This is a genomic window from Paraburkholderia sp. HC6.4b, assembly GCF_014200875.1.
In the GTDB taxonomy this organism is placed as follows: domain Bacteria; phylum Pseudomonadota; class Gammaproteobacteria; order Burkholderiales; family Burkholderiaceae; genus Paraburkholderia; species Paraburkholderia tuberum.
In genome coordinates this window covers 1,506-3,128 of the sequence record NZ_JACHDC010000050.1, presented here as the reverse complement: position 1 = coordinate 3,128, position 1,623 = coordinate 1,506, and the positions used below count along the sequence as shown (strand labels likewise).

Genomic DNA, 1,623 nt, shown 5'->3' with positions numbered 1-1,623 from the left:
GCTTTGGAATACGGCGCAACACGAATACTCAACCTGTAGCGAGTGCGTCTATCCCCTCCGGGGATGGGACCCACGTAAGCGCTAAAGCGCTAACGTGGGTCGACACAGAGACACACCCGTTATAGGGTCAAGCGAACAAGTGCATGTGGTGGATGCCTTGGCGATCACAGGCGATGAAGGACGCGGTAGCCTGCGAAAAGCTCCGGGGAGCTGGCAAACGAGCATTGATCCGGAGATGTCCGAATGGGGAAACCCACTCCTAATGGAGTATCCGTAGCTGAATCCATAGGCTGCGTGAGGCGAACGCGGTGAACTGAAACATCTAAGTAACCGCAGGAAAAGAAATCAACCGAGATTCCCAGAGTAGTGGCGAGCGAAATGGGATCAGCCGGTACACGTTATCTGTATTGTTAGTCGAACGCTCTGGAAAGTGCGGCCATAGCAGGTGATAGCCCTGTAGACGAAAACAGCATGGAAGAACTGGGTGTACGAGAAGTAGGGCGGGACACGTGAAATCCTGTCTGAAGATGGGGGGACCATCCTCCAAGGCTAAATACTCGTGATCGACCGATAGTGAACCAGTACCGTGAGGGAAAGGCGAAAAGAACCCCGGGAGGGGAGTGAAACAGATCCTGAAACCGCATGCATACAAACAGTCGGAGCCTCTGCGAAGGGGTGACGGCGTACCTTTTGTATAATGGGTCAGCGACTTACATTCAGTGGCGAGCTTAACCGATTAGGGCAGGCGTAGCGAAAGCGAGTCCGAACAGGGCGTCCAGTCGCTGGGTGTAGACCCGAAACCAGGTGATCTATCCATGGCCAGGTTGAAGGCACGGTAACACGTGCTGGAGGACCGAACCCACTAACGTTGAAAAGTTAGGGGATGAGCTGTGGATAGGGGTGAAAGGCTAAACAAACCTGGAAATAGCTGGTTCTCTCCGAAAACTATTTAGGTAGTGCCTCGTGTCTCACCTTCGGGGGTAGAGCACTGTCATGGTTGTGGGGTCCATTGCGGATTACTACGCCATAGCAAACTCCGAATACCGAAGAGTGCAATCACGGGAGACAGACATCGGGTGCTAACGTCCGGTGTCAAGAGGGAAACAACCCAGACCGCCAGCTAAGGTCCCCAAATATGGCTAAGTGGGAAACGAAGTGGGAAGGCTAAAACAGTCAGGAGGTTGGCTTAGAAGCAGCCACCCTTTAAAGAAAGCGTAATAGCTCACTGATCGAGTCGTCCTGCGCGGAAGATGTAACGGGGCTAAGCCATATACCGAAGCTGCGGATGCACAGTAATGTGCATGGTAGGAGAGCGTTCCGTAAGCCTGCGAAGGTGCACTGGAAAGTGTGCTGGAGGTATCGGAAGTGCGAATGCTGACATGAGTAGCGATAAAGGGGGTGAAAGGCCCCCTCGCCGTAAGCCCAAGGTTTCCTACGCAACGTTCATCGGCGTAGGGTGAGTCGGCCCCTAAGGCGAGGCAGAAATGCGTAGCTGATGGGAAGCAGATTAATATTTCTGCACCATTGTGAAATGCGATGGGGGGACGGATCGCGGAAGGTTGTCCGGGTGTTGGAAGTCCCGGTCCTTGCATTGGAGAAGGCGCTTTGGCAAATCCGGGCGCG

1 rRNA gene (cut by a window edge) is annotated in these 1,623 nt (G+C 53.9%); it reads left to right on the top strand.

Annotated features, from left to right (window positions below):
- Positions 1 to 125 precede the first annotated feature (125 nt).
- A 23S ribosomal RNA gene (locus tag HDG34_RS38485) occupies positions 126 to 1,623 on the top strand (it continues 1,481 nt past the right edge of the window).